Consider the following 20,537-nt stretch of genomic DNA (forward strand, 5'->3'; position numbering starts at 1 on the left):
GGATCAGCTGGAAAAGAAAGGGTGGTTGGATGGCGTGGCGCCGGATGCGGGGCGGTGCAGCACGGAATGGGGCACTGAATCGGCACCCGAATCGGGCCCGGCCGGGTTGGCCCGGTCCTCGCATTGGTGCCCGCCGCGGCCGATGAGGGCGCGCAGCGTGTGGCCCGTGAGCCGGGCCGTACAGTTATTGAAACCAGTCCAAGCGCGCGCCAGCGGCGCGCGGGCGGGCAGGGTCGGCGGGGCCACGTTGGCGCCCTCGGCGCTTTCTGCACCTTGGGTTTCCTGGAACTCCAGCGTGGCGCGGGCCACGCTGCGCCAGGCGATGCGGCGCGAGACCAGCCACTGGCCGCGCCGGGTTTCCAGGCCTACCACGCGGCCGCAGCCGGGCGCGATGGCCTCGCCGTATTGGTTGACGGCGCCGGCGGGCACGGGGCGGCGTGCCATGCGCAGGTGCCAGCGGTCGCGGGCCAGGCAGTGGCCGCCCATGGCTTCCATGTAACGGCGCCAGTCGGCGGGGATGTCGGGCCCGTGGCGGTGGCTGGCGCCCCAGGCCTTCCAGCTGGCCTTGTCGCCGTCGATGCGGATCTGTTCGACCTGGTCCTTGCTGACACGGCGCAGCTCGCGCCAGACGCAGACGCTGGGCATGCCCACGGCCTGGAACTGGCGAATGCCCCAGCAGGCGGCCCAGGCGTCCACGCGGCAGTGGCCGGGCATGCCGCCCTGCTCCACATCCCACAGGCGGCCCTGCACCACGTCGAGGTGGTCGGCCAGGGCCGCATGGCCCACGCTCTTGGCGATGTACTTGGCCACGTAGCCGGCAGCGCCACCGCCGGTCATGCGCTTGACGTGGACGCGGTTGCGCTGGGCGCCGCGCTCGTCGCCATCTTCGCTGAGCCACCATTTGCGGATGGCGGCCTCGATGTGCTGGGCGTGCTCCTCGCACTCGGCCCAGACCAGGGCGTGCCAGTGCGGCGTGGCGTCATGGTGCGGCTCGGCCACCCGGATGCCGTACATGGCGATGCGCTGGCGGCCCAGGTGCGAGCGCACGCGCGCCCACATGGTACGCAGCCACAGCTGGGCATCGCGCGGCGTGCTGTGGCCGTCGTAATGGGGATTGGGACGCGGCCGGCCGCCGCTGCCCAGCGTGACGGCGTGAAAGCGGCTGGGCGCCGTCAGCGTGAGAAAGAGGCCGACGTGGCTGCGCGCGTCGGCATATTCCTCTGCGCCGCGGATGCGCGTCATCAGCTCGCCGCCACGGATCACGGGGTTGGCCGGCGACAGCGCGGCCAGCTCGGCCAGGGTGAAGACCTGGCCGGCCTCGTTTCGGTAGAGGCTGCGCTCCAGCGCGCGGGCGTTGCGTTCGATCTGCGCGGTGCGCCGGCGCACGGTGGCATTGCTGGCATAGCCGCCGGCGCTGCGGTTGACGATGCCCAGCTTGACGGCGCCGGCCTCCACGGTGCGCGTGACGTGGCGGCGCAGCATGCGGCGCCACCAGGCGGCATCCAGCGCGCGGCGGATGGCGGGCTCGCCGGCCAGTGGCGTGCTTTCCTGCAGGCCCAGCATGCGCAGCATCAGCCGCACCAGGTCCACGCGTGCGGCCAGGTCCATGTTCTGGGCCTGGGCGCCGGCGTCGAGCTCACCGACTTCGTCGCTCAGGCGCCTGGCCATCTGGCAGATCTCGTAGTCGTCCAGATTCCACTCGGCCGCACGGCCGTGGCGGCTGGCAAAGTCGTCAATAGCGGCCAGCGCGTCGTGGCAGGCAGCCCATTCGGGCTGGCCGTTGGCGTGTTGCGCGCCCTTTTGCCAGTCGCCCAGGCCCAGCAGCTTCATGGGCTGCAGCCACTGCGGGGGCAAGGCTTTTTCCAGCGCTTGCATGGCGCGCTGGACCATGTGGGGGCGGGGCTTGTGCTGGTCCCATTGCTGCAGGCTGGCGGTGCGCAGCCTGCGGCCGGTGGATTTGGCGGCGAGCAGGACGGACATGGGCTCAGGTCCTCAGGGCCAGCGCGCGCAGCGGCAGCAGGCAGGTGCGCAGCGCTCGGATCTGGCGGCGGATGGCGTCGCGCTCGGGCGGCGGCATTTCGCGCCAGTCGCGCAGGGCCAGCTCCTCGATCTCGCCGTCTATGCCCGCCAGCAGCACCAGGGCCATGCGGTAGTGGCTGGCCAGGCCCGCCCATTCGCGGCTTTCGGCGCTGCCCGAGCGGCCGTTGGAGGCGCGCTGCGCGGCTTCGCGCTGCAGCTCGCGCAGGCGGATGCGGCAGTCCCTGACGCTCAGGCGCTGGTAGGCCTCGGGCAGTGCGGGCGGGTCCACGGGCCGGTATTCGGGCCGGTATTCGGGCCGGTATTCGGGCGCGGGCGCATCGTCTGCCTGCAGCAGTCGCATCAGATCGGAAAGGCGCAGGTCGCCGAGCTTCATGGTCTGTCCAGGTCGTTTCAGGGTGAGCGCATCCCGCAGGGCCTTCATGCAGGCTCCGCAGGTTGCGGGAAAGGGGGTGGGGTGGCGGCGGTGCAGGCGGGGCTGCCCGCGCGCCGGGTGGGGCGCCGTCAGGAGAAGGCGCCCCGGCCGCGCTAGCTGCGCGCGCCTTCGGTGGATTGGGCGGATTCGGCCGCCTGGGCTGCGCGGTGCGCTGCGCCTTCGTATTGCGAGGACGGCATGGCGTCCAGCTGGGTCTGCAGCAGCTTGCGCTTGATGTGCGTGCTCATCGGCAGGATCACCATGGGGTTGGGGATGGCGCTGGGGCTGATGGTGCGGTTGATCTCGGTCACCGCCGAGAACACATGGCCGCACTCGAAGTTGCGGCATTGGAAGATGGTCTCGCGGCTGGTGCTGGTCAGCTGCAGGCTGGTGCGGGTGTAGGCGTGTTCGTTGCAGTGGGGGCACATCATGCGCATGGCAGGCTCCTGGGGGCAGTTGGGATCGAAGACAAGGCGGTGAACAGGTCGGCGCGGGCGGCTATCGCGCCTGATCGGCCTGGGGCAGCGGCGGCATCTGCTGCTCGTACTGCTGCATGCCCATGCGGTACAGCTTCAGCGCGAAGTTGGAGGCGCTGCGGCTCTCACGGCTGGCATAGCGGGCGTGGCGTTCGCGTTCGGATGCCGTCATGCGCAGTGGCACGGGCCTGTCATGAAGCACCGGATCCGCAGGGATACCGGGCACGGCTCTGGGGGAGTGCATGGCTGTCATGTAGTATTTGGGATGGTTTGGATGGTTTGGTTACACGCTGACTGCATCATTGCTCGAAATTTCGAGCATGTCAATTGATGAATAGAAGAAATTTCGATCACATCGGTGAAAGGCTGAGGCAGGAGCGTCTGCGTCTGGACGTGGCGCAGCTCGCCATGGCCGACGCCTGCGACGTCTCGCGCGGCACCCTGGCCACCTGGGAGAAGGGCGAGCAATCGCCCAATGCGGCCGCCCTGGCCGTGATGGCGGGCCTGGGCGTGGATGTCCTGTATGTGGTCACGGGCCAGCATGCGAACGCATCGGTCCAGACCCTGGCGCCCGACGAGCGCGAGCTGCTCGATTGCTACGGCCGGGCCGACGATTCGGGCCGCGCCGCCATCATGGCCGTGGCGACCCTGGCCGCGCGCTGAACGGCCTGCGCCGGCCGCTCCAGGACGCGCTCTACCCGCCCCTCTCGCTCACTTGGCGCGTGTCTCCAGCGTCAGCTTGGAGGTGAAGCCGCCGTCGCCCAGCTCGTGCTGGATCTTGACGACCAGCCACGGCGTGTCATCGATCTCTGCCTTGAACCCCTGCAGCTTCAGCGGCGTCTGCGGCATCAGGTCGGGCCGCGCCAGCGCCAGCTTCAGGCCCATGGTGGCCTTGGCGCGGTTGATGCGGCCCATCTCGGCCTTGGCGGCGGCCTGCGCCTCGGCCTCGCTGCCGTAGGTGTCCTTCAGGCGCTTTTCGTTGTCCTCGGCACCCTGCGTGGCGCTGCGTTTCTCTGCGCGATCCGCGTCGTTCCAGTACGCGCGCACGCCGCTGTAGTCGTTGCGTGCGGCCGTGTGGTAGTTGTGGCTGTCGCCCTCGGCGCGCGTGAGCGTGGCGGCCTCCACGGTCTGGCCGCCGGCGGTGATCTTGCTGTCGATGGCGATGAAGGCCAGCTTGCCCTTCTTGACCGTGCACACGGCGTCGTACTGCCGCGCCAGGCGGCTGCAGAAGTTCAGGTCGCTTTCGTGGGTCTGGTCGATGTGGTCCACGCGCAGGTTCTCGAACTGCGCGTCCACGCGCACCTGCAGGCCGTTGCGCTGCGCAATGCTGCGCACGATCTGGCCCAGCGTGCTGTTGTGGTAGCTGTGCTCGGAGCGCGTGCGCAGCTGGCGCTTGAGCTCGGCCGAGCGCGCATGCACCACGATTCTGTCGGGCGCACCCTGGTGCTCCACCTCGTCCACCTCGTAGGTGCCCTTGTCGACCAGGCCGTGGCCGGCCCAGCCCAGCTTCAGCGCGATCTTGGATCCCTTGCCCGGCAGGGCCAGGCGCCCATCGCTGTCGTCCAGCGTGATGTCCAGCTTGTCGGCTTCTTCGCCGCGCGATTCGGACAGCGTCAGGTTCATCAGCCGCGTGTCCACCTGGCTGGTGATGTTGCGCCCGTCCAGGACGATCTCGTACTGGGGCTTGGCGTGCAGGTATTCCTGTGTGGCCATCAGATCCACCATTCCCAGAAGTCGTCACCGGGCCAGGGATCGACGCCGCCGCCGCCTTCGGCCAGGTGGTCGTCCACGCGGGCCAGCTTGAGATCGAACTCGATGCGGCGCGGCTTGCCGCCCGGTGTGTAGTGCGTGCCGGTCTGCTGCAGGCTCTCGATGACCCAGGCGCCCAGGATGCTTTCGCCGCCCACCAGGGCCCATGCCTTGCCCTGGTCGGCCATTTCGCGCAGGTCGTCCAGCGACTTGGCCGTGCCCCGGAACTCGGGTGCGAGCACGCCGGTCAGGCCCAGCGTTTCATCACCTGGGCCCAGCGACTGGCGGGCGGGGCGCGCGCCAACGCGGCTGTTGCTCGGGTGGCGCCAGGTGCTGCTGCGCACCAGCTTGTCGAATGCCAGTGTGTCGATGCCGAAGGCAAACTGGCCCAGTGTGATCAGCATGCTCATGCTCCTCAGTCGATGTCCGACAGCTGCGACAGCACGTTGGAGCGCCTGGCCATTTCGCGGCGGTCCAGCTCGGCGGCCACGGCGCGGGCAATGGCCTGCGCATCCTGGCCGGGCGCAGCGTTGACGGTGATATGGATGGTGGCGCCGGCCACCGGGGCCGGTGCCGGCGCGGGTGCAGCAGCGCTGGCCAGCGGCGGGCGGCTGTCGATGCGCACGGCGCCCGTGTCGGCCAGGGCCGGCATGGCGCCCGTGGCCAGCGTGGCCGCCGTGGCTGCGGCCGCAACACCCTGGCGCAGTGCGCCGGCGCGGCCCTGGTCGGGTGCCGACGCATCGCCGGACTTGAACCATGAGCCCACCGACGAGGCCAGGCCGCTGATGCCCTTGCCGGCCAGGTCAGAGACCACGCCGAACAGGCCGCCCGTGGCGCCATCGAGGCCGGCCTTGCCGGCCTCCAGCAGCGTGCCGCCGACGCCCTTCCAGTCGCCGGCCTTGAAGGCGGTGGAAAGGCCGTCCCAGTTCTGCATGATCGAGCCGCCCGCGCCCATCAGGCCGCCTGCGAGCCGGCCCATGGGTGTCATGCGCACCAGGCCCATCAGCGATGCGGCTGCACCACCCAGACTACCGCCCAGGCCACTGCCGACGGCTCCTGCGGCCCCCAGGCCGGCGCCCAGCAGGCCCATGACGGCGCCCGCACGGCCCTTGCCTGCACCGCCGCCGAAGATGCGGCCTGCAGCGCGGCCCGCGCCGGCCAGGGCGGTGCCTATGCTGCCCATGGCAGCGCCGCGACCCATCATGGCCAGCGACAGGACCACGGCTCCCAGCCCGCGCCTGAGCACGCCCGCAGCGTTGCTGGCCATGCGCAAGCCTCCCGACAGCAGACCCATGGCTCCGCCACCGCCGCTCATCATGGACAGGGACAGGACCACGGCGCCCACGCCGCGCCGGAGCACGCCCGCAGCGTTGCTGGCCATGCGCAAGCCGCCGGCCAACAGGCCCATGGCACTGCCGCCACCGCCCATCATGCCCAGCGACAGGACCACGGCCGCCAGGCCGCGCCTGAGCACGCCCAACGCACCGCTGCCTGCGCCCATGGCCGCGCCCAGCAGGCCGAACACGGTGCGCGTGAGCAGCAGCGGCGCCAGCAGGCCGAACAGCACGCTGCTCACCACGCCGACGCCTGCGATCAGCAGGCCCAGCACGGCCACGATGCGCAGCGTCCACTGCACGATCTGGGGATGCTCCTTGACCCAGGCACGCATGCCTTCGGTCATCTCGCGCAGCGTGCCCAGCACGGCCTTGAGGTCGGACTCGATGGTCGAGCCCATGTCGCTCAACAGGCCGTTGTAGCTGTCCTTGACGGACTCGTATTGGGCCGAGACCGAGTCCTTCAGGATGGCCACGCGCCCATCCAGATCCGCCTGTGACTTGAGCTGGGAGGCGATCTGCTGGTAGCCGCCAGGGCCCTGTTGGAGCAGCGCCTCCAGGGCCTTGCGCGTCTGCGCGTCGCCGCCGGCCAGCTTGTCCAGCGCAGCGGCGCGCAGCTTGTCGCTGCCCAGGCTCTGCAGCTTTTGCAGCTGGGCCATCATCTGCTCGGTGCCGCCGAACTGGCCGCTGGCATCCTTGAAGTCCAGCGACACGCCCTGGCCCGCGAGCATCTTGTTGACCTGGCCCAGCCTGGCCGGGTCCATGGAGTTCTTGACCAGGTTGCCGACGGCCTTGCCGGCGGCCTCGCCGCTGATGCTGGCGTCGTTGAGCATGAGCAGCAGCGGCGCAAACATCTGTCCCGATCTTGCGCCCTGCTGTCCCAGCTGCGGCAAGGCCTTGCCGATGGCGTCCAGGCCCTTGACCATGCCTGTGGGGTCCAGTCCCAGGTGGGAGGTGCGCTGCACCGTGTCGGCCAGTGCGGCCATGTCGCCCGCGCTTGCGCGGGTGGCTTGCTGCAGCTGTGCCGCGAACTCGCCGGCCTCCTTGGCGGGCATGTTCAGCACCGCGCCCAGGTTGGCCGCCTGCCGGGCCACGCCGCCCAGCACATCCTGCGAGGACACGCCCTGGCGCTGCAGCTGGTTCATCATCGCGATGTAGTCGGCCGTGCTGCCGGGCATGTCGGTGCCCAGGCTCTTGGCCAAGTCCAGCACCTGCTGGTAATCGGCGCCCGGCTTGCCGTTGCTGCCCGCCATGGTGGCGCGCAGCTGTGCGGCGGCCTGGTCGTCGGTCATGAAGGCCTGGCTCACGGCGCGCACGGGCGCCAGCATCTTGCCGCCCGTCTCGCGCAGCGCCTGGCCGCGATCGGCCAGGGTCTTGCTCTGCTCGCGCAGGGCGTCGATCCTCTCCAGCCGCTGGGCGGCCGGTGCCACCACCTTGCGCTGCTTTTCCATCTGGGCCGTGGTGGCGCGGATGTCGTTGTGCAGCTTGCGCTCGTGCGCGGACAGGTTGCCCGTGTCCACGCCCGCGCCGCGCAGGCCTTCGCGCATGTCCATCAGGCGCGATCGCTGCGTGGCGCGCAGCAGCGCCAGGCGCTCCTCCTCGACCTGGGCCGAACGCAGCGCGCGCAGCATGGCGCGCGAGGGCTGCTCGCCCGCGCCCGATTCCAGCCGCAGCTGGGCCATCTGCTGGCGCGCGCCGCGCAGCCGTGCTGTGGTGTCGGCCAGGCCGCTGCGCAGCGCGCGGTAGTCGCCCAGCTGGGCTTGCTGCTGCTGCAGCTTCTTCAACTGGTCGACCGTTTCCTTGAGTTCCCGGGCCGTGTTGCTGCTGGTTCTGCCCAGCAGCGCCAGGGGCTGGTGCACGCGCTCGGCCTGCTTGAGCACCTCGTCCAGGCGCAGGGTGTCAACGGCCATGGAGGGCTCCCTGGCCGGTGCGGTGTTGGCGTTGGGTGGAGGTCATGGGCAAGGGGCGTGCAAGACAGGGGCGAGAGGCGGGCAATGGAGTGGAGGTGGTGCTCAGTCCTGGCTCAGTCCTGGCTTTCGTAGCGCTCGCGCGCCCGTTCATGCCATTGGCCGAGTTCGGCCAGCGACATGTCCTCCATGTCCGCCGGCCGCCAGTGGAAGACCATGGCCAGGTCGGCCATGGCGTCCTCTACGCGCTCGGGAATTGCTCCCTCTGCGCCTTCGGCACCAAAAAAGAGGCCACCTCCGTACCGAGGGTCACCAGGTCGGCGGGGTCCAGCTGCAGCACCTCGGCCTTGTGCAGCATGGGCTCGGTCACGCGCGGCAGCAGGGTCTGCAGCGCGGTCACGTTCATGTGCAGCAGCTCGACCAGCGACAGGCCGCGCAGCGCGCCGGCATTGGGGCGGCGCACCAGCACCCGGGCCAGGTCGCCGCCGGGGCGCTTGAGCGGCACGTCGAGCGTGATCTCGCGCGCATCGCCCGATGCGAGGGCGGCCGCGTTGGCGGCAGCCTGGTTCTGGAGGTCTTCCTGGGGCTTGGTGGTGTCCATGATGTGTCAGCGTTCGGGTGAAGAAAAGAGGAGGACCGGGCCGGCCGGCCCGGTCAGTTGAGCCAGGCTCAGATGCCCAGCGCGGCGCGGACCTGGGCCAGGCGGTCGATGCCGTTGACGACTTCGACGAAGTTGACCGGGTCGATCTCGATCAGCACCTGGCCGTTGATGGACAGGCGGTAGTAGCTGACGGCCAGCTTGTACTTGATCTCGGTCTTGTCGCCGGCCTTGGCCTTGCCGGGGTCGAACTCCGAGAAGCGGCCACGCATGACCACTTCCAGCGAGTCCACGCCTTCGCTGTCATCGCCCTGCAGGGCGCCGGCGAAGCGCAGCAGCACGCCGTCGTGGCGCAGCGTGCCCCAGGTGGAGATCAACTCCTTCATGTAGCCGGCAGCGGTCAGGTCGGCCTCGATGGCCTCCATGCCGAAGTCCAGGCTGACCTCGCCGTTCATGCCGCCGGCGCGGTACTTCTCCATCTTGCGGGTGAGCTTGGGCAAGCCCACTTCGGGCATGTCGCCGATGTATGAGTTGCCATCCACGAAGGTGGCGAAATTCTTGAGAGAGCGGGGCAGTCCCATGGTGCTTTTCTCCTGTGTATCCGGTGTGTTCGGTGTATTGGGTGTGTCGGGTGCGGCCGCCGTTTACTGGCCGGTGCCCACGCGCAGGGCGAAGTCGGCGAAGTAGCGATCGGTGATGCGCTGGCGAAAACCCAGGTCCTCCAGCGGAGGCACGGGCGTGTAGTCGTAGTCCAGCACCAGCTTGCCGGCCTTGAGCGTGGCGGTCTCGTTGACCGTTTCGTCGTACCAGGCCTTGCCGTCCAGGATGTAGCCCAGGGCCTTCAGTTCGCGGAACTTGGTGTTGATGCCTTCCAGGATGTCCTTGACCAGGCTGGGGTGCATGGGCTTGTCCACGGCCCAGAAATGCGCCTCGGCCATGGTGTCGGCCAGCACCTGCGCGGTGCGCACGCTGGACTCGAAGCGGAACAGCTCGCTGTCCGTGCAGGTGCGCGAGCCCCAGAAGCGGTGGCCCTGGCTCTGGATCAGCGTGGTGATGCCGGCCTGGTTGAGGATGCCGGCCTCGGTATCGGGGCTTTGCAGGTCCCAATGCACATCGCGCGAGATGCCCAGAACGCCCGACAACGGCACGTTGGACAGCGTCTTGTGCCAGCCCTGCTCCTGGTCGATGCGCGCGCGCAGGCCCAGGGCGTAGGCCACGGGTGAGGCGTCCTGCACGGCGGCGGTAGACAGGTCCAGCGCCTTGAAGCCGGGCCACAGCAGCATCAGCTCGCGCTGGCCGAAGTGCTCGCGGTAGGCCTGGGCCTCGGCCACATCGTTGCCGATGGCCGCCGCATAGGCGAAGCCGCGCAGCTTGATGGCCACGGACGCCAGCGCGTCGGTCACGGCCTGGCTGTCCAGGCCCGGCGCGCCCAGAATGCGCGGCTTGACGCCGAGCTGGGCCTGGGCCGCCAGCAGCGCCTGCAGGCCCGTGTACTGGTTGCCGGCGGTGGTGCCGATGACCTTGGCGTCCTGGTCGGTGCGGCGCTCGGCCTCGGTGGCGCCTTCGCCATCGGCCACGCGCACGACGACCAGCACCGGGCGGCACTGCTCCTTGATGGCGTTCAGCGCCTGGGCCAGCGTGCCCTTGGTGCCGGCCTTGCCGATGGCCGCATCGACCTTGGTGACCAGCACCGGACGGTTCAGCGGGAAAGTGGCCGCATCGGCGTCGCTGGCCGTGGCCACGAGGCCGATCACGGCCGTGGACACGATGCGGATGGAATTGATGCCTTCGCTCACTTCCGTGACGCGAATGCCATGATGGAACGGGGCTGTCGCCATGGTGTTCTCCGGGTTGGGGGTGGTTGGGCCGTGGGGCTGTCGTCAAAAAGGGGTGGTCACGGCTGTTCGTGGGCTTGTACGGGGCCGTCCAGGATTTCCTGGGCACGCCCCGCGGCGATGAGTCCGAAGGCCTCGAACCGGCGCAGGCTGTCGGCCAGTTCGGGGTCGTCAAGATCGAGTTGCCGCGCCTGCTCGATGTCCTTGAGCAGCGAGCGCAGCGTGGCCGCGTTGAGCCGGTCGGCCTCGCCCGCCTCGGCACGGTCCACCACGGCCCACTCCAGCGCCGTGCGCTCGACCACGGTGAAGCGGCGGCGTAGGGCGTGGGGGGTGATGTGGCGGGGGGCGGGTTCGCTGGCTGCAGCGGGGCCAGCCTGGTTTTCAGGCAGCGCCTGCGCCACGTCTTCCCAGTGCGTGCCGGTCCAGCGGCGGCCGAGCACCGAGGTGTCGTAGCGGGGCAGGGGGAGCAGGTCGGGAGCGTTGAGCTCGGCGTGGGTTTCGGTGATGGCGAAGGCCACGCCGGCGGGGGTGAGCTGGGCGTAGTGGTGGGGCATTACTTGAACTCCACCAGTTCCCAAGACATGGAGAACCCAGTTCCTGCTCCCGCCCACGGTGGAAGCGTGCAGTTCCCTTCAATTTGGGTGCCAGAAATCAAGGCAACATGTCCTCCGTTGAACATGCCTTCGGTGTTCCATTGGCGAACACCTGTGCTACCTAGATACGACAAGGCTGCTTTTGCGGGATTGACCGGTGAAATGCTGACAACCACCCTGCTAGTGCTTCCGCTACTAGCGGCGGGAATATCGATTCGACCCCTCTGAACGCTCTTGATGACAGTACTGCCGTTGACCTGGCTGCTCAGTTCCGCAACCGCGCTGCGTGCGGCCGCCAGGGAGCTGGTCAAGGCAGCAATCTCCGCCCGCGTCTTCACCAGATCGGCACTGATGACGGCATCCAGGCTCACGCGGGCACCTTTGCGCAAGCTGCGGTGTTGATGGAATCGACAGTGATGGTCTGTGTCATGCTGAAGTTCATGCAGCCAAGGCGGCCTGGTTGTCCTTGCAGGGCTTGGCGCCTGCCGCCTGCAAGGCCGCTGGCGCTGTGCCCGGGTTGCATTGATGTTCTCGCGGCGGGGGCTTGGGCGCCAGCGACCTTGGCTGTGCCGGAGGGCTGCACAGAGGCTTGGTTTGGCGCTGGTTCGGGGTACAGACCAGAAACGGAAAAGCCCCGGCCGCTCAACGGGCGCCGGGGCTTTTGCAGGTGGAGATGTCAGGCGCGTTCGCCGGGCTGGACGGGGGCTCCGAGGATCTCGCTTGCGCGGCCTGGTGCGATCAGTTGAAGGTCCTCGATCAACAGCAGGTAGCTGGCCACACCGCTGTCGTCCAGGTCGACGAACTGAGCCTGGTCCTGATCCTTGAGCATGGACCGGAGCGTGGCTGCGTTTTTGCGCTGAACCTCAGTTGCATCGGCGCGGTCTACGGCGGCCCATTCGATGGCGGCGCGCTCCGAAACCGTCAGGCGCCAGCGTAGAGCCTGGGAGGTGATGTGGCGCACGGCTTGCGGGAGTGGTGCCGGGGCATCCTGGATGGATGCCACCCGCCAGGCATTTGGATAGTGCTGTTGAGCGAAGGCCTCATCAGCCATGATCGTGTTGGCGACTGAACCTTCGCCGTCGATGATTTCAATAATTGCCATGGCGTCAGACTCGCTTGAACAGGCGCAGGTGGGCGAGGCCGGCGCCGCCATTCCTGGGCATGATGTTGTAGCCGGTGCGGCCTGCTGAGGCCCCGCGACCGGGCAGGGTGTGCGTTGATCCATCTGAATGCCCACTTCCGCCGCCGAAGAGGCCCGCTGGTGGGGACGAGCCGACGCTCGAGCCGACGCCTGGGGCACCTGGTTGGCCTCCGTGAAAACTGATGTCAAAGGGCCAGAAATAGGAGCCGATAGGCACGCCCACCAGTGTTCCGTACAGGTCAACCGCATGATCGCCTGTCGAGCCGTTGCCTGATGTTCCATTTCCCACATCCACTGCTGCGCCCGCAAGATTTCCGTAGGAAAGATTGCCCTGTGGTTGCCTACCCTTGGTCCAGTAGTCGGCACCCATGATTTCTGCAGTGACAGGGCTGACGCCTTGTGCCGTGTTAGGCCCTGCATCGCCGCCCTGACATGTCATGAGGACGTTGCCGTTGACAGTGATGAGCGTGTTGCCACCTGGAGCCGAAGGGATATTCTCGGTCGTCCTTGCTTGACCTCCTGCTCCGATCACGAAGCCGATCACATCGCCTGCAGCCACTGAAAAGGCTTTCACCCCCCAAGGAGCCGAATTGCCAGGTCCATAGGATCTGTTGCCGCCAGCGCCTCCACCCATGCCAGCCACAATGGCCCAGCCTTCATCGACAACCGTGATGCTGGTTGAAGACAGTACCAGCTGGGATCGCACAGGCAGCAGCCTGCCGCCCTCGAATTCACTCAGTCTTGCCATGTTGGCTCCTTATCCGATAGAGAGTGACCAGTTGTTGTGCCAGGCATATGTCAGCGTGACGCGCCAGGCTTCGACATTGAAGACAACATCTTCTGCACGTCCATTGATGAGGTGTGCAGGATTGCCTCGTCTGAGGGTGAAAACTCCGCGCTTCCAGAATCCCCACGGATCGGTGAGAGTAATGGCATCGCCGATAGCCGGTGCAAACGGCAGAGGGCGGCTGTAGGCCGTATCCGTGTACAGCGAGTACTCGACCCCGGCCTCGAACGGTGTGTCATTGGTCAGACTGTTGGAATGTCCCTGGCGCATACGTCGAAGCGCGACATCTCCAGCTACAGCCTGCGCAGTGTTGCTGGCTTTGGCGACAGCTTGCAGATCGACAGCCTTGGTCGCAATCGCGTTCTGCAGCGCAGTGATTTGCTGGCCTGTGCTTTGCAGGCCAGCACTCAGGGACTGGGTCAGGGTCTGCTGCACAGCCGCAAGATCCAGTGCTGAGGTCTGTGCCTGAGAGGTCAGGGCCTGGTCCAGGTACTGGACGGCGCCATCGATGGCATTGAGCGCGCTGCGCAGGCGAAGAACATCTTCTTCCAGCCGATTCTCCGGGTGAGGTAGCGGCCAGCCCTGGGGAGTTTTGTCGTTGTGGACTGTCATGACTTTGGTCGATTCATGGTGGAGTGGGCGCGGTTCATCCCTGCACCTCCGTGGCATTCACCCCCGACACCCGCCCCGTGGCGGCGTCATAGGCATAGGTTTCCGTGCGCACGCGCCCGCGGTAGCTGGTCTGCTGCTGGGAGACGCGGCCGGCGCCGTCGTAGCTGACGGCTGTGGTGGCGCTGAAGCCGTTGACGCTGCGCGTGATGCTGCTGATGCGGCCTTGGGCGTCGTAGCCGAAGCTTTCGCTGGTGGCGCCGTTGGCCGGGCCCAGCGCGATGTGCTCCGGGTTGAGCTTGACGTTGACGCCGGCCACGCCGTTGACGCTGGCTACCTTGCTGGTGCTCAATGCCTGGGCAGCGGTCTCCAGCTGCTCTATGCGGTGAGCCACCACGTCCATTGCGTCCTGCACGCCCTGGGAACTGGCCTTGGTCCCGATGAGCTGGCGCGCTGCGGTCAGCGCCTGGTCCACGTCCTGCACCGCCTGGCGCAGCCGCAGCACGTCGTCCTCGAGCCGGTTGTCGGGATGGGGCAAGGGCCAGCCCTGCGCTGTCTTGTCGTCGTGCAATGTCATATCACGATGGCTCGCAGGTTGGTGACCTGGGGACGGGCGCTATGGCTGCCAGTGAGCACCAGGCGGACGCGCAGGCGCTCGGAGTTGATGCCGGCCAGGCGGTAGGTGATCTCCAGCACGCCTGCCGTCTGCGGGCTGGTGCTCAGGTAGGGGACGTTCACCCAGGTGCTGCTGCCCTCGGCCTGCATCTGCACGGCCAGGGAGCTGCCGGCGGGCAGCAGGGCCTCGGCCACGACGCTGAGCGTGGTGTTGCTGCCGGCGTTGATGGTGGGGCTGATGTAGTCGCCGGTGTTTTGCAGGCTGGCTGCGGCCAGTTGCATGCCGGGCAGCAGATGGGCTGCCAGTTGGGTGTTGCCCGAGAGCTTGGCGCGCACGGCCACTTCTCCGTTGTACCGGCTGGCCAGTTGCACGGGCTGGCCGGCTGCAGCTTCCAACGTTGTTCCATCCTCCAACTGCATGGCAAAGACCACTTGAGAGTCTGCGGCAGGCAGCATGGCCCCGGCCTGCACCATGAGGTCAGTGGCGTCCTGAACGGCAAAGCTGCCCAGTTCGATGGTGCGGGTGTTGGCCGTGTGTTCAGCCGCCAGCAGTTCGAAGGCGAGATCGCGCGTCTGGTGTGGCGTCCAGGTACTGGCGTTGCTGCTGGACAGCAGCACGCCCACGCTGTAGGGCTGGCTGGTGACCCATTGCGCGCGGGCCTGGTCCCAGCCACCGAGTTCGGCCACGGCCACGGCGGTGGTCATGTCGTTGGTGAGGATGACGATGGCGTATTCGACGCCGGCTTCCAGCAGCTGGGGCGCCCACTGAGCAAGAGTGGGCTTGCCTGCGGCGATGTCGGCGCGGATCTGCTCAGGCTTGAGCACGCATTCGGCAATAACGCCGCGCGAGGGCACGCCGCCAGTGACTTCGCGCAGCTGCACCTGCACGTCCTCTTTGCCCGGAGTCGTGAACCACAGGCGTGTTCCGCAGACTTCGCGCGTGGTGCTCAGCGTGAAGGTCTGGGCCAGCGGATCCCAGCCGGTGGGCCATATGACGACGACCACAACGGAGGCCAGCGTACGGCTGCGCAGCGTGCCTTGACCGGTGAAGATGGTTTCTGCATGGCTGCCGCCTCGGCCTGTGAAGCGCACGGCCTTGGTGCCTGCAGGCACGCGAGCCGGGATTTTGAACTTGCCTTTCAGACCTTGTGCCGTGGCCACCAGCGTGCCGCCGGCCAAAGGCTCGGGCGTGACGGCGATGCCATCGAAGCTCACTTCCGTCAGCGTTTCGCCCACGGGGAAGTCGATCCAGAACTGCACATCGATCTGGCGCAGGAACTCGATGTTCTTGGATGTGTCCGAGAGCACGCGCTCGGACTCGCCGCTCCAGAAGCTCTCGATGATGGGATTGGCCCAGGTGGTCTGCACCTCGGTCCAGTAGTCCACGGCAGGGGTGAGTTTGATGGAACTGGGCAGTGGGTCAAAGGCCCCGTAGGGATTGACCAGCATGGTGGTTGTGCGGCCCAGCTGGCTGAGCACGGGCACGGCCTGGTAGGGCGTGGTCTGGGGGGTGGTGATGTCGGTGCCGATCTGGTGCAGTTGCACATTCAGCGGCAGGCGCAGATGCCCGCCCAGGATATGGCCGGTCTGCGCACGTCCCGCATCGCGCAGGCCGTTGTCCAGCATCGGATCCGCAAACAACCCCTTCTTGACCCCGCTGTGCCGCCCCGACACGTCCACCGACAGCCGCAGCTCGGCCAGGTCGGCGTAGATGGTCTGGATGTGGTCCTGGTAGGCCTTGAGGGTCTGCATGGGCACGACGCGCACGGCGTCCTGGTCCACGCGGCGGTTGCTGTCCCAGCTTTGGTAGACCGAGGCCAGGGCCAGGGTGCCGCTGGGTGCGGCCGGCACCTTGGGCGACCAGGCGGCGGGCACGCCGGGCACCCATTGCAGCTGGCCTTCGCTGTTGAGCACCAGGCGGTCGTAGCGGCGCAGCGCGTAGTGGTAGCTGACCAGCACCAGGGTGTCCTTGAGCGCGCCTTCCACGGTGAAGCCCGTGGAGTCCACGGCCGTGGGCGTGGCGTTGAGCATGTACTGGTAGGTGACCTGGTAGGTGCTGCCGGGCACGGGCTCGGCGCCCGAGGGGCTCCAGTCGATCTGGCCGCCCACCAGCTTCCAGTCCGTGCCCTGCACGTAGGTGGTGCCGGCCTGGACCACGCTGTCCACGGCCAGCACGGCGTTGTCGGGCAGCGGGTCGGCCGCGCCCGTGAAGCCGCCATGCGTGAGCGTGACGGTCTTGCGCGCCTGCACGCGCACCTGGGGCGTGCCGACAGCGGGCTGGCGGTCGAAGCGGATGCGCTGGGCGGCCGTGCCGGCCGAGGTGTGGGGCTCGCTGTCCACGAAGAACAGGTCTGGCTTGGCCTCGTAGACCAGGCGGCGGCTGGCACCCAGCTCCAGCGGATGGCCGTTGACGCGGGCGGCGCCCTCGCGCACGGTGTAGACCTGCTGGCCGGTGGCCAGGTCCTCGCCCATGATCACGTCCAGGCCGCGCACCACGTAGGTGCCGCCCGCGCTGTCGCGGTCATAGCGGGCCAGGGCCTGGGTGACGGCGTCGATGTTGGGCGGCGGCTCCTTGGGCATGACCGAGCCGTCGATGATGGTCCACACGGGATAGAAGGTGCCGGCCGTGCCGTCGCCCTGCGCGCCCCAGACCAGGGTGACGCGCTCGCGCAGCGCACCGGGCTCGCCATAGCCGCGCGTGCCGGCGGCGGGGTTGAGCAGTTCGGGGTCCTGCAGCTCGGTGACGGTATCGGTCTGCAGGTAGGCGCCCACGTAGACCGTGCCCACGGTGGCCACGGTGAGCGTGCCCGGCGTGATGCCGCGCACGGCGCCGGCCACGTAGAGTGCGCCGGCCTCGATGGTGGTGGCGCCCGTGTCCGCGGAGGTGATGCACTGGCAGCCGCGGACGATGTCGCCCTCCTTGAACAGCACATCGGTGATGCCGCGCAGGCGGTGCTGCTGCATGCTCTGCAGCTCGTTGAGTTCGGCCGATTGCAGCACGCGGTCGGCCGCGAACTGCAGCCTGTCGTAGCGCTTGCCGGCGTCGAAGCGGTCGTAGATCTTGGTCTGGCTCATGGGGTGCCGTTCAGAAGGGGAGGATGATTTCTTCGACCTGGCGCACGCTGCCGCTGCGCAGGATCCGGGGGCGGCGCTCCAGCGTGTACAGCTCGCCCTTGCCGGTCAGCTGGCTGGCCAGCACCCAGCGCTGGCCGGGCGGCACGTCCGTGGCGACCTGGGTGCCGAAGAACACGCCCATCTCGCGCACGTCCTCGCCCTTGGCGTCGTCGAAGCCGAAGGCCGCGCGCAGGTAGACGAAGGTGGTGGGGGTGTCGCTGACGCTGTAGCGCGCGCCGCTGGGCAGCTCGATCTCGCCGTTGTCGTCGGGCCGCGCAAAGCGCACCTCGGTGACCAGGCGGCGGCCGATTTCGTCGACCAGGGCGTTGGCGGTGATGGGTTCGGGCTCGGGCGCGGCGTCCCAGGCGGGCAGGCCGCGGCCCCAGGCGATGTGAATGGTCTGGGCGGCGACGGCCTTGGCGAGGGCGATGCGGCCCGCTTGCTGCAGAACTGCCATGTTCAGGGTTCCTCGGGTTCTTCGGTGGTGGTGGTGCGGGTTTCGAAGGATCGGCGCCAGGGCGTGCTGTCCCAGCGTCCGGTCCAGGTACGGGTGTTGTCGTGCGGGCGCTCGGTGCTGGCCCAGGGGTGCAGGCTGGCCAGGGCCAGCGGTGCGGGCGCCGTCCAGGCGCTGTGGGTGGCCATGGCCTGGGCGGGAATGGGCCGCAGCGGCGCGTAGTAGGCGGGCTCGCCCGTGGTGGTGGCGTTGACTTCGGTGATGCCCAGGCTGGCGTCGATCAGGATCTCGCTGTCCAACGTCCAGGCATCGAGCAGCATGCGGTCGGCATAGGTGGCGATGGTGGTGACGCGGAACAGCTGGGCCGTGAGCACGCCGTCCGAAGGCGGTGCCTCGGTGCCGGTGCGGCGGGGCAGGCCCTGGCTGAGCTTGACGGGTTCGCCATATGGCGACACATCGATCCAGGTGCCGCTGTCGTTGTCCAGCATGCCGGCGTCCAGGCCCGGGCCGTGGTCCAGCCGCAGCGGGCGCAGGTCGTGGCCGTGGAAGACGCGGTAAAAGCGCACGTGCGCCGGCAGGCTGGCGCGCACCACATGGGCCACGCTGGCCAGCTCTGCGTCGCCGATGATGCGGCCCAGGTCCAGGTGCAGCCAGGCACCATCCTCGTCGAGCTGCGCGCCGTCATAGCCCAGCCAGCCCAGCGCGCGCTGCATGGAAGCGGCCGTACCGCGCTCGCGCAGCCAGGGCAGGCCGTTGGCGATGAGGGCGGGCACATCGTCGAAGTAGCGGTCGAACTGGGCAATGCCCCATTCGGCCGCCAGCCAGGGCAGAAAGGCCGCAGGCTCGCCCTGGGCCGGCGCGGGAAAGGCGCCTGCCAGGCCGTCCCAATTCGGGACGACCTGGTCCACGGCCTTCTCCAGCGCCGTGGCGTTGGGCGGCAGCACGTGGCGGCGGGGCGCCGTCGGGACGATGGCGGCGGTGCTCATGCCTGTAGGCCCTCGTCCACCAGCTGCACGCGGCCCAGCACCGGGTATTCGTCGGCGGCCAGCGGCGTGAGCTCGGCCGGGGCCTGGGCGTCGGGGTAGGTGACGCGGGCAATGCCGTCCACATGCAGGCGCGTGGTGATCCACGAGCGCGGCACATCGCGGCCCAGCAGCGCGTAGGCGGCGATCTGGGCGGCCAGGCCGGCCTGCAGGCGCGCCACGATGTCCACGGGCGCACCGGGCTCGCGCAGCAGGTGCGCCGTGATGTCGATGGGGTGCGGGCGCGCCAGCGATACCGACACGGGCACGCCCAGCGGCCGCGCGCCTGGCGCATTGAGGGCCGACAGCACGATGGCCAGGGTCTCTTCGGCCTGTGCTGGCTCGACCAGCCACAGCTGCACGCTCACGCGGCCGGGCTGGGGCTGCGTGGCGATGGCGCTGTGCACATTGGCGCTGGCCGTCATGGCCAGGTGCTCGTAGTGCTCTGCCGTGCCGCTGCCGGCCAGCGCGCGCACGCGCAGCAGGATGCGCTGGCGGTAGCGTTCGTCGCTTTCCCCGGGCAGTCGGGCCACATCGTAGAAGGCGCCCTTGTGGTCCAGGTCCGAGCCCCGGGCGAACGCAATCAAATGCGCGCGCGCGGCATCGTTGACGCGCGCCCGGTACAGCAGCTCGCGATAGGCGTGCGCCTCCAGCAGCTTGTTGAGCGGCTCGCTCTCCAGCGCCAGGACCTCGGCGGCCTCGGGGTGGCGCGCCAGCAGATCGGCGCGGTGGGCGTCGAGGATGCGCTCGAAATCCAGCGTCTCGACGACGCCGGGCGGCGGCAGGGCGTCCAGTGCAGGGGTCATGTCTTGCTTCATGAAAGGGTGCGGGCGATGGGCATCTGCAGGCTCAGCGGTGCCGGGCGGCGCGTGTTGTTGAAGGTGCCGATCAGCGTCACGTCGGCGCGCCCGGGTGCGGCCGGATCGCGCTCGATCACGATGCGCGTCAGCCGGATGCGCGGCTCCCAGCGCATCAGCGCGCTGGCCACGGCGGCGCGCAGGCGCGCCTGGGTGGCGTTGTTGTCGGGCTGGTCCAGCAGCGCCGGGACCAGCGATCCATAGTCGCGGCGCATCACGCGGGAGCCGATGGGCGTGGACAGGATGTCGGCCACGCTCTGGCGCAGATGCTCCATGCCCTCGATGCGGCGGCCTGTATGGCGGTTCATAGCGGCCCCTGCGTGACGGCGTCGCCCGCCCTGACGCCGCCGTGGCGGTGGCGCAAAAGGCTGATGGGGCCGGTGGTCACATCGGGCGCGCCGGCCAGGCCTTGCGCATTGACGGTGGCCGAACCGCCACCGGCCTGCAGGCTGATGCCTTGCTCGTCGATGCTGATCACCGAGTTGCCCACGCGCAGCGTGATGCCGTGGGCCACGTTGATGTTGAGACGGCCCGTGGTGCTGTCGTGCTCCATGAAATCAGTGGGGCTCCACTGCGTGTGGCACACCCCTTCGCGGTCGCTGGGCTGGGCTGCGGCACTGCTGTAGATGCCGGTCAGCGCCACGGCGCCCAGCAGGTCGCCGCCGGGCGACAGCAGCACGCACTGCTCGCCCACGGCAGGCGGCCACCAGACGCTGGCGTTCTCGCCTGCGGCGCGCAGGGCCAGCCAGGGAATCCAGTTGGTGGTCAGGTTGCCGGTCTTGACGCGGCAGCGCGCAGGGCGCGCATGGCGGACTGCGGCGATGGTGCCCGTGCGGATCAGCCCCTCCAGGCGGCGGATGATCTCGTACGGGCTCTCGGTTTGTGCGACGGGCGAATCCATGGCGTTCATGGTGCCGGCCAGGCCCTTGCGTGTCGCCGTGTGCCGGGCGTGGCGCACGCTGCCACATGCAGCCCGACATGCAGCCCGGCATGG

24 protein-coding genes are annotated in these 20,537 nt (G+C 68.7%); 1 reads left to right on the forward strand and 23 read right to left on the reverse strand.

The annotated features are described in order from the left end of the window. Nucleotides 1-3: 3 nt before the first annotated feature. From AC5I49_RS06375 to AC5I49_RS06390, 4 genes are all read right to left on the reverse strand, one after another. Nucleotides 4-1,980: a replication endonuclease gene (locus AC5I49_RS06375; RefSeq protein WP_495789015.1), complete on the reverse strand. Its 1,977-nt coding sequence runs from the start codon at nucleotides 1,978-1,980 to the stop codon at nucleotides 4-6. Between the two features lie 4 nt (nucleotides 1,981-1,984). Beyond that, a complete protein-coding gene (locus AC5I49_RS06380) occupies nucleotides 1,985-2,413 on the reverse strand; it encodes a hypothetical protein (protein WP_495789016.1) in 429 nt (142 codons plus the stop codon). A gap of 152 nt (nucleotides 2,414-2,565) precedes the next feature. Next, nucleotides 2,566-2,889: an Ogr/Delta-like zinc finger protein gene (locus AC5I49_RS06385; protein WP_043825225.1), complete on the reverse strand. Its 324-nt coding sequence runs from the start codon at nucleotides 2,887-2,889 to the stop codon at nucleotides 2,566-2,568. Between the two features lie 61 nt (nucleotides 2,890-2,950). Continuing rightward, on the reverse strand, nucleotides 2,951-3,100 hold the full coding sequence (locus AC5I49_RS06390) for a hypothetical protein (protein ID WP_236884675.1): 150 nt from the start codon (nucleotides 3,098-3,100) through the stop codon (nucleotides 2,951-2,953). 158 nt (nucleotides 3,101-3,258) lie between these two features. Between AC5I49_RS06390 and AC5I49_RS06395 the strand changes: the two genes are divergently transcribed. Further along, the gene (locus tag AC5I49_RS06395) at nucleotides 3,259-3,591 is read left to right on the forward strand and encodes a helix-turn-helix domain-containing protein (protein WP_012204502.1); all 333 of its coding nucleotides are present in this window, start codon (nucleotides 3,259-3,261) and stop codon (nucleotides 3,589-3,591) included. Nucleotides 3,592-3,639: 48 nt separating this feature from the next. On the opposite strand, the gene AC5I49_RS06400 is transcribed toward AC5I49_RS06395, so the two are convergent. The 19 genes from AC5I49_RS06400 to AC5I49_RS06490 all read right to left on the reverse strand — a co-directional run bounded on the left by AC5I49_RS06400 (nucleotide 3,640) and on the right by AC5I49_RS06490 (nucleotide 20,501). Next, nucleotides 3,640-4,641: a contractile injection system protein, VgrG/Pvc8 family gene (locus AC5I49_RS06400; protein ID WP_250439276.1), complete on the reverse strand. Its 1,002-nt coding sequence runs from the start codon at nucleotides 4,639-4,641 to the stop codon at nucleotides 3,640-3,642. After that, nucleotides 4,641-5,081, reverse strand: coding sequence for a phage tail protein (locus tag AC5I49_RS06405; protein WP_495789017.1), 441 nt, complete (start codon nucleotides 5,079-5,081; stop codon nucleotides 4,641-4,643). Before AC5I49_RS06405 ends, AC5I49_RS06400 begins: the two co-directional genes overlap by 1 nt. An 11-nt stretch (nucleotides 5,082-5,092) precedes the next feature. Next, nucleotides 5,093-7,921 (reverse strand): phage tail tape measure protein, encoded by a 2,829-nt coding sequence (locus AC5I49_RS06410; RefSeq protein ID WP_495789018.1) that lies wholly within the window; start codon nucleotides 7,919-7,921, stop codon nucleotides 5,093-5,095. A gap of 113 nt (nucleotides 7,922-8,034) precedes the next feature. Further along, the gene (locus AC5I49_RS06415) at nucleotides 8,035-8,151 is read right to left on the reverse strand and encodes a GpE family phage tail protein (RefSeq protein WP_012204506.1); all 117 of its coding nucleotides are present in this window, start codon (nucleotides 8,149-8,151) and stop codon (nucleotides 8,035-8,037) included. Between the two features lie 8 nt (nucleotides 8,152-8,159). Beyond that, nucleotides 8,160-8,519, reverse strand: coding sequence for a phage tail assembly protein (locus AC5I49_RS06420; RefSeq protein ID WP_012204507.1), 360 nt, complete (start codon nucleotides 8,517-8,519; stop codon nucleotides 8,160-8,162). A gap of 68 nt (nucleotides 8,520-8,587) precedes the next feature. Continuing rightward, nucleotides 8,588-9,097: a phage major tail tube protein gene (locus AC5I49_RS06425; RefSeq protein ID WP_012204508.1), complete on the reverse strand. Its 510-nt coding sequence runs from the start codon at nucleotides 9,095-9,097 to the stop codon at nucleotides 8,588-8,590. A 63-nt stretch (nucleotides 9,098-9,160) separates the two neighbouring features. After that, the gene (locus AC5I49_RS06430) at nucleotides 9,161-10,354 is read right to left on the reverse strand and encodes a phage tail sheath subtilisin-like domain-containing protein (RefSeq protein ID WP_016450710.1); all 1,194 of its coding nucleotides are present in this window, start codon (nucleotides 10,352-10,354) and stop codon (nucleotides 9,161-9,163) included. A 56-nt stretch (nucleotides 10,355-10,410) separates the two neighbouring features. Continuing rightward, a complete protein-coding gene (locus AC5I49_RS06435; protein ID WP_016450711.1) occupies nucleotides 10,411-10,905 on the reverse strand; it encodes a hypothetical protein in 495 nt (164 codons plus the stop codon). Next, nucleotides 10,905-11,315, reverse strand: coding sequence for a hypothetical protein (locus AC5I49_RS06440; RefSeq protein WP_155524763.1), 411 nt, complete (start codon nucleotides 11,313-11,315; stop codon nucleotides 10,905-10,907). Before AC5I49_RS06440 ends, AC5I49_RS06435 begins: the two co-directional genes overlap by 1 nt. Before the next feature lie 305 nt (nucleotides 11,316-11,620). Continuing rightward, entirely contained in the window at nucleotides 11,621-12,046 is a 426-nt protein-coding gene (locus AC5I49_RS06445) for a hypothetical protein (RefSeq protein ID WP_016450712.1), read from the reverse strand. Nucleotides 12,047-12,050: 4 nt separating this feature from the next. Beyond that, nucleotides 12,051-12,833 (reverse strand): hypothetical protein, encoded by a 783-nt coding sequence (locus AC5I49_RS06450; protein WP_495789019.1) that lies wholly within the window; start codon nucleotides 12,831-12,833, stop codon nucleotides 12,051-12,053. A 9-nt stretch (nucleotides 12,834-12,842) separates the two neighbouring features. Next, entirely contained in the window at nucleotides 12,843-13,484 is a 642-nt protein-coding gene (locus AC5I49_RS06455) for a hypothetical protein (protein ID WP_495789020.1), read from the reverse strand. 34 nt (nucleotides 13,485-13,518) lie between these two features. After that, entirely contained in the window at nucleotides 13,519-14,058 is a 540-nt protein-coding gene (locus tag AC5I49_RS06460; protein ID WP_016450715.1) for a hypothetical protein, read from the reverse strand. After that, complete coding sequence (locus tag AC5I49_RS06465) at nucleotides 14,055-17,171, reverse strand: DUF4815 domain-containing protein (RefSeq protein WP_495789021.1); 3,117 nt, start codon at nucleotides 17,169-17,171, stop codon at nucleotides 14,055-14,057. The genes AC5I49_RS06460 and AC5I49_RS06465 overlap by 4 nt, the downstream gene beginning before the upstream one ends. Nucleotides 17,172-17,181: 10 nt before the next feature. Beyond that, on the reverse strand, nucleotides 17,182-17,667 hold the full coding sequence (locus tag AC5I49_RS06470) for a BW3TFN family phage tail fiber component (protein ID WP_012204516.1): 486 nt from the start codon (nucleotides 17,665-17,667) through the stop codon (nucleotides 17,182-17,184). A gap of 2 nt (nucleotides 17,668-17,669) precedes the next feature. Further along, nucleotides 17,670-18,650: a phage tail protein gene (locus AC5I49_RS06475; protein WP_012204517.1), complete on the reverse strand. Its 981-nt coding sequence runs from the start codon at nucleotides 18,648-18,650 to the stop codon at nucleotides 17,670-17,672. Beyond that, on the reverse strand, nucleotides 18,647-19,492 hold the full coding sequence (locus AC5I49_RS06480; RefSeq protein ID WP_235434621.1) for a baseplate assembly protein: 846 nt from the start codon (nucleotides 19,490-19,492) through the stop codon (nucleotides 18,647-18,649). Before AC5I49_RS06480 ends, AC5I49_RS06475 begins: the two co-directional genes overlap by 4 nt. Before the next feature lie 8 nt (nucleotides 19,493-19,500). Next, on the reverse strand, nucleotides 19,501-19,851 hold the full coding sequence (locus AC5I49_RS06485) for a GPW/gp25 family protein (protein ID WP_495789022.1): 351 nt from the start codon (nucleotides 19,849-19,851) through the stop codon (nucleotides 19,501-19,503). Then, nucleotides 19,848-20,501, reverse strand: coding sequence for a phage baseplate assembly protein V (locus AC5I49_RS06490; RefSeq protein WP_495789023.1), 654 nt, complete (start codon nucleotides 20,499-20,501; stop codon nucleotides 19,848-19,850). The genes AC5I49_RS06485 and AC5I49_RS06490 overlap by 4 nt, the downstream gene beginning before the upstream one ends. Nucleotides 20,502-20,537: the final 36 nt, after the last annotated feature.

This window comes from Delftia sp. (genome assembly GCF_059499305.1).

Excerpts from the sequence above, each read along its gene's own strand:
- AC5I49_RS06380 (WP_495789016.1), bottom strand. The coding sequence starts at position 2,413 with ATGAAGCTCGGCGACCTGCGCCTTTCCGATCTGATGCGACTGCTGCAG.
- AC5I49_RS06395 (WP_012204502.1), top strand. The coding sequence starts at position 3,259 with ATGAATAGAAGAAATTTCGATCACATCGGTGAAAGGCTGAGGCAGGAG.
- AC5I49_RS06445 (WP_016450712.1), bottom strand. The coding sequence starts at position 12,046 with ATGGCAATTATTGAAATCATCGACGGCGAAGGTTCAGTCGCCAACACG.
- AC5I49_RS06460 (WP_016450715.1), bottom strand. The coding sequence starts at position 14,058 with ATGACATTGCACGACGACAAGACAGCGCAGGGCTGGCCCTTGCCCCAT.
- AC5I49_RS06390 (WP_236884675.1), bottom strand. The coding sequence starts at position 3,100 with ATGACGGCATCCGAACGCGAACGCCACGCCCGCTATGCCAGCCGTGAG.
- AC5I49_RS06385 (WP_043825225.1), bottom strand. The coding sequence starts at position 2,889 with ATGCGCATGATGTGCCCCCACTGCAACGAACACGCCTACACCCGCACC.
- AC5I49_RS06430 (WP_016450710.1), bottom strand. The coding sequence starts at position 10,354 with ATGGCGACAGCCCCGTTCCATCATGGCATTCGCGTCACGGAAGTGAGC.
- AC5I49_RS06410 (WP_495789018.1), bottom strand. The coding sequence starts at position 7,921 with ATGGCCGTTGACACCCTGCGCCTGGACGAGGTGCTCAAGCAGGCCGAG.
- AC5I49_RS06405 (WP_495789017.1), bottom strand. The coding sequence starts at position 5,081 with ATGCTGATCACACTGGGCCAGTTTGCCTTCGGCATCGACACACTGGCA.
- AC5I49_RS06450 (WP_495789019.1), bottom strand. The coding sequence starts at position 12,833 with ATGGCAAGACTGAGTGAATTCGAGGGCGGCAGGCTGCTGCCTGTGCGA.
- AC5I49_RS06420 (WP_012204507.1), bottom strand. The coding sequence starts at position 8,519 with ATGGACACCACCAAGCCCCAGGAAGACCTCCAGAACCAGGCTGCCGCC.
- AC5I49_RS06435 (WP_016450711.1), bottom strand. The coding sequence starts at position 10,905 with ATGCCCCACCACTACGCCCAGCTCACCCCCGCCGGCGTGGCCTTCGCC.
- AC5I49_RS06415 (WP_012204506.1), bottom strand. The coding sequence starts at position 8,151 with ATGGCCGACCTGGCCATGGTCTTCCACTGGCGGCCGGCGGACATGGAG.
- AC5I49_RS06480 (WP_235434621.1), bottom strand. The coding sequence starts at position 19,492 with ATGACCCCTGCACTGGACGCCCTGCCGCCGCCCGGCGTCGTCGAGACG.
- AC5I49_RS06475 (WP_012204517.1), bottom strand. The coding sequence starts at position 18,650 with ATGAGCACCGCCGCCATCGTCCCGACGGCGCCCCGCCGCCACGTGCTG.
- AC5I49_RS06400 (WP_250439276.1), bottom strand. The coding sequence starts at position 4,641 with ATGGCCACACAGGAATACCTGCACGCCAAGCCCCAGTACGAGATCGTC.
- AC5I49_RS06485 (WP_495789022.1), bottom strand. The coding sequence starts at position 19,851 with ATGAACCGCCATACAGGCCGCCGCATCGAGGGCATGGAGCATCTGCGC.
- AC5I49_RS06455 (WP_495789020.1), bottom strand. The coding sequence starts at position 13,484 with ATGACAGTCCACAACGACAAAACTCCCCAGGGCTGGCCGCTACCTCAC.
- AC5I49_RS06375 (WP_495789015.1), bottom strand. The coding sequence starts at position 1,980 with ATGTCCGTCCTGCTCGCCGCCAAATCCACCGGCCGCAGGCTGCGCACC.
- AC5I49_RS06465 (WP_495789021.1), bottom strand. The coding sequence starts at position 17,171 with ATGAGCCAGACCAAGATCTACGACCGCTTCGACGCCGGCAAGCGCTAC.
- AC5I49_RS06470 (WP_012204516.1), bottom strand. The coding sequence starts at position 17,667 with ATGGCAGTTCTGCAGCAAGCGGGCCGCATCGCCCTCGCCAAGGCCGTC.
- AC5I49_RS06425 (WP_012204508.1), bottom strand. The coding sequence starts at position 9,097 with ATGGGACTGCCCCGCTCTCTCAAGAATTTCGCCACCTTCGTGGATGGC.